The organism is Streptomyces sp. NPDC059371 (assembly GCF_042751995.1).
Classification (GTDB): domain Bacteria; phylum Actinomycetota; class Actinomycetes; order Streptomycetales; family Streptomycetaceae; genus Streptomyces.
Genome location: NZ_JBHYXD010000015.1, coordinates 115,172 through 119,086, shown reverse-complemented (window position 1 = coordinate 119,086; position 3,915 = coordinate 115,172). Strand labels below are relative to the sequence as shown.

General features: G+C 70.1%; 6 protein-coding genes. All 6 read right to left on the bottom strand.

Annotated elements, in window-relative coordinates; all coding sequences use genetic code 11:
* Positions 1-155: 155 nt before the first annotated feature.
* The 6 genes from ACFXGX_RS11925 to ACFXGX_RS11900 all read right to left on the bottom strand — a co-directional run bounded on the left by ACFXGX_RS11925 (position 156) and on the right by ACFXGX_RS11900 (position 3,680).
* A complete protein-coding gene (locus ACFXGX_RS11925) occupies positions 156-1,022 on the bottom strand; it encodes a tyrosinase family protein (RefSeq protein WP_384788462.1) in 867 nt (288 codons plus the stop codon).
* Entirely contained in the window at positions 1,006-1,467 is a 462-nt protein-coding gene (locus ACFXGX_RS11920) for a tyrosinase family oxidase copper chaperone (protein WP_384788459.1), read from the bottom strand. Before ACFXGX_RS11920 ends, ACFXGX_RS11925 begins: the two co-directional genes overlap by 17 nt.
* A 279-nt stretch (positions 1,468-1,746) precedes the next feature.
* Positions 1,747-2,379 carry a vitamin K epoxide reductase family protein gene (locus ACFXGX_RS11915; RefSeq protein ID WP_384788456.1) on the bottom strand — a complete coding sequence of 211 codons (633 nt, stop codon included), beginning with the start codon at positions 2,377-2,379 and terminating at the stop codon, positions 1,747-1,749.
* The gene (locus tag ACFXGX_RS11910) at positions 2,379-2,876 is read right to left on the bottom strand and encodes a DUF5949 family protein (RefSeq protein WP_384788453.1); all 498 of its coding nucleotides are present in this window, start codon (positions 2,874-2,876) and stop codon (positions 2,379-2,381) included. The genes ACFXGX_RS11915 and ACFXGX_RS11910 overlap by 1 nt, the downstream gene beginning before the upstream one ends.
* 164 nt (positions 2,877-3,040) lie before the next feature.
* Positions 3,041-3,280 carry a chaplin gene (locus tag ACFXGX_RS11905; RefSeq protein ID WP_384788450.1) on the bottom strand — a complete coding sequence of 80 codons (240 nt, stop codon included), beginning with the start codon at positions 3,278-3,280 and terminating at the stop codon, positions 3,041-3,043.
* Positions 3,281-3,377: 97 nt separating this feature from the next.
* Positions 3,378-3,680, bottom strand: coding sequence for a hypothetical protein (locus ACFXGX_RS11900; protein WP_384788447.1), 303 nt, complete (start codon positions 3,678-3,680; stop codon positions 3,378-3,380).
* Positions 3,681-3,915: the final 235 nt, after the last annotated feature.

Genomic DNA, 3,915 nt, shown 5'->3' with positions numbered 1-3,915 from the left:
GCACCGCCAAAAGGCGCTGTTTTCGACCCGGGCTGCGCCCCCGGGGGTCCGGCGCCGGCGGGGGCCAGCGCATTTCCCGGGACGCGTGGCCACGCGTCCCGGCAGATGTCTCTATGTGTACCAGTAGATGCCGGTACGCACTCCGGAAACCGCCGCTACACGTAGCGGTAGATGTGAGTGTGGTCCTCCGTCGAGGCCGGGGTCACGCCCCACGGGGGCATCTTCTCGTGGCGGGCGACGATGCGCCGGTACTGGGCGTCGCGGGCCCCCGGGGGACGTTCGGGCAGATAGCGGGCGCCTCCGTGCTTCTTCTGCCAGCGGGACCACTGGAGGTCGACAAAGGCGTGGTGCAGCCAGAAGGCGGGGTCGTTGACGGAGGCGGCGCCCAGCATGTGGCCGCCGACCCAGCGGTGGACACGGTTGTGGTTCTCCCACGTGGCGTTCCCCGTCCCGTGCCCCCACCCCTCCAGCCGGTTCCGGAAGCCGCGTCTGGTCGTCGAGTCGTAGGGCGCCGTGTCGTAGACGGGGTCGGCGAGGGCTGCGTTCAGCGCGGCCCGTGTGGGCAGTTGGATCGGCTTGCGCGGGCGGCCGAACTCACGCATGAGGAACGCGCCGTCGGTCACGCCCTCCTTGATCGTCCACTTGCCCTGCGCGTAGGCGAAGGGTCCGGTCATGACCTGCCGGTCCCTGCGCCGACCGTCGCCGCCGAGCAGGTCCCCGGTCCACGGCGCGGAGGCCGCCGTGCGGTCCCGTGTCCAGTCCCAGTACGGCACGCTCACGCCGGAGTCCACACGCTGCAGCGCCTGCTCCAGGTCCAGAAGGAAGCATCGGTGCCAGGGCAGGAACGAGGGCGCCATGTGGGCCGCGCGCAGTCCGCCGTCGCCGTCGGCGACGTAGTAGTCGATGTGCCGGCGGACGAACTCGTCGTACTCTCCCCGGCGTTTGATCTCCAGCAGCGCCGCGACGAAACGGCGGCGCTCCGTGCTCGTGAGGGTGCTGACGTTCTTACGCGTGTACACCATGGTGGTGGCCGCTCCCCTCCGTACCGCCGTTGAGTGTGCCGAGCGCCCGCCCGCGGGCGCCGCCCGCCCCGCCCTCCATGCGCCTGAGCTGCTCGGCCGGGCCCAGTTGCTCCACGGCCGCGCGTACCGCCGCCAGCGGTGTCGGATACGACTCGTAGTGGTCCACCATGCTCAGATAGCTGCCGTCCGCGCGGCGCATCAGATGCAGCGGACGGCCGTCCACCGTGACCTGCCACTCGTTGCCGGCGAACGCGGCCCGGCCGTCGGAGCCGCCGCGCGTACCGAGGATGTGCCGTCCGCGGTACATCTCGTCGAAGGAGAGGTCCCGGGGTCGGCGGCGCGGCGGCCGTGAAGCCGCGACGACGGGAGCCAGCGCCACCCCGACGGCCGAGACGAGCAGTCCCCGCATCGCGCCACGCCGGGTGAGCGCCAGTCCGCCCGCCACGCGCTCCGTCCCACGGCCTCGCGCCGGGGCGTCCGGCACCCGGCCGCCCCACCCGCGCCTCGCTACTCTGTCCGGCATCCACCTGGCGAACATGCTTCTCTCCTCGACGAACTCATGCTGTAGCGGTCGGTTTCGGGAGACCCGGCGGCGGGCCGAAGGCCTGCCAGGCACGGCCCCTTTCAGGGTCCGGCGGATCGGCGTCCGTACCACGTAACGATTCCGGGACGTCATCAGCTCACGATTCCCCCGACGGACCCATAAGTCGTCCGATAGGGAGATTCAGCTCGTCCAGAAATCCCACCAGCGGGTGAGGATCAGCATTCCGATGACGCCGATGTGCAGCGCCGGGAGAACCCAGGTGAACTCCGCGAGGAATACCTTCAGCCATTCCGGGGCGGGCAGGAATTCGTTCCGCACATTGAAGGACGTGATGTACCAGAACATGATGATCGTGGCGACCCAGGCCAGACAGCACCACAGGCACAGCGCGTTGATCCGGTAGAAGGACTGGAACTGGAGCCAGCTCACGAATCCGACGCCGAACAACGTGCCCGCGTTGAAGGTCAGCCAATACCACCGCGGGAATCCCGCACCGGTCAGCAGACTGACGCCGACACAGATCACCACGCTGTACGTCACCAGGCCCAGCATCGGGTTGGGGAACCCGAAGGCCGACGCCTGCTCGCTCTTCATGACGCTGCCGCAGGACACCACCGGGTTCAGGCTGCACCCCGGGACGAAGTTCGGGTTCTCCAGCAGTTTGAACTTGTCGATCGTGATGACCCACGCGGCGAGGAGACCGGCCGCCCCGGTGATCACCAGCAGCACGGCGAGGGCACGGCCGCTGCCGGCGGTGTGCCCGCGCGCGCCATCGCCTCCGCCGTCCGTCCCCCGCCCCGCGGACGCCGTCATCAGCCGCGCAGCCTGCGCGCGGGCAGCAGCACGTGGGACGCGCTGAGCAGGGTCCCCTCGTCGCCCGCGAAGGCCGTCAGGTCCTCGGGCGCCACGGGGTGACCGGGCCGGGCCACGGGCCAGGCGCGGGTGGCGAACAGGAAGTAGGCGTAGCCGCGTTCCCCGACCGCCGCGAGCCACTCCGGCGGCGCGACGCACTGGGCGTTGAGGTGCGGCATGCTGACGACGGCCTGGCCGGCCTCGACGAGCAGGGTGAGGGGCAGGCCCGGCACCTGGGATCCGTCGATGAGCGTGTCGCCCACGGGCAGTCCGTTGTCGATCAGGAGCTGCCGGATGGCCGCCGCGGATCCTTCGGGACCCCTGTCGCCGTCTCCCAGCGAGTAGGCGAGGAGATAAGGCATGTCGCCGTCGGGGGCTTCCCCGCTGAATGCCATGACGGCGAGCGTGCCGAGATCGGCGGCCCGAAGAGGGCTCATTTCGCTTGAGGTTGAGGTCACCGCGGAACCCTATCGATGCGCCCGTTCGGGTTCCGCCCGGAAATCACCCTCCCGGGGGATTTCCGGGGGCGTGACCACACGAACGAGGTACGCGGCTCGAACAGCGCGAAGGACCGATTCCGCGTGGGAAAATCGGCCCTTCTCGGCACATCGGCCATGCGGTGTCAGTGGTTGTAGCAGGTGTTTCCGAAAGCCGGGTTCAACAGAGCGATGGCGTTGACGGTGTTGCCGCAGACATTGACCGGAATATGTACGGGAACCTGCACGACGTTGCCCGACAGGACGCCCGGAGAATTGACCGCGGCACCCTTGGCTCCGGAGTCCGCGGCGGCGCTGCCCGCGGCGGCACCCGCGGCCATTCCGGCGGCGGCGAAAATAAGAGCGGCCTTCTTGGCAGTGTTCATTGTGAGCCCCTTCATGGAGATTCTCTCCAGAGCCTAGGTAAATGCCCGCGGACATTGCGGAGGACACGCTCGCAAGGGATGCGGACGACGGATACGACTAACCCTGGAGGGGACGCCCGCCGAGGAGCTGCGCGGGGGCGGCGGCCGAGTTCACCGTCTTCGTCGCGCCGTTCACGCCGCTCAGCACGGAGTCCTTGCTCTCGGTGTCGAGCGCGTTCGACTGGTGCTGCAGGGGAAGAACGTCCTGCGCGTTGAGCGAACGCTGGCTGGTGACGGTCTCCAGGGCGCCGTTGAGGCTGGAGGGCGTGACGCCGGAGGCTCCGGCGGCGAACGCGGGCGCGGCGGCACCGGCGACGACGAGGGACCCGGCGACTACGGCGGCGGCCTTGAGAGACTTCATCGTGTTCCTTTCCTCGGCGACGGATGCCGCCGGTGGGAATTCCTCTTTCGCTGCCTAACGAGCCCCGAACGCGACGGAAACCCCGCGTGCGGAAAATTCCCGTACCGCCACTGCGGGCCGCGACGCGGACCGGGGGGGGGGCCCCGCGGGGGGGGGGGGGGGGCGGGCGCGGGGGGGGGGGGGGGGGGGGGGGGGTGGGGGACTGGCGCCCGCGCGGGGGGGGGGGGGGGCGGTC

Bases quoted from the DNA above. Each gene is read 5' to 3' on its own strand.
- ACFXGX_RS11925 (WP_384788462.1), bottom strand. From the start codon at position 1,022: ATGGTGTACACGCGTAAGAACGTCAGCACCCTCACGAGCACGGAGCGC.
- ACFXGX_RS11915 (WP_384788456.1), bottom strand. From the start codon at position 2,379: ATGACGGCGTCCGCGGGGCGGGGGACGGACGGCGGAGGCGATGGCGCG.
- ACFXGX_RS11905 (WP_384788450.1), bottom strand. From the start codon at position 3,280: ATGAACACTGCCAAGAAGGCCGCTCTTATTTTCGCCGCCGCCGGAATG.
- ACFXGX_RS11900 (WP_384788447.1), bottom strand. From the start codon at position 3,680: ATGAAGTCTCTCAAGGCCGCCGCCGTAGTCGCCGGGTCCCTCGTCGTC.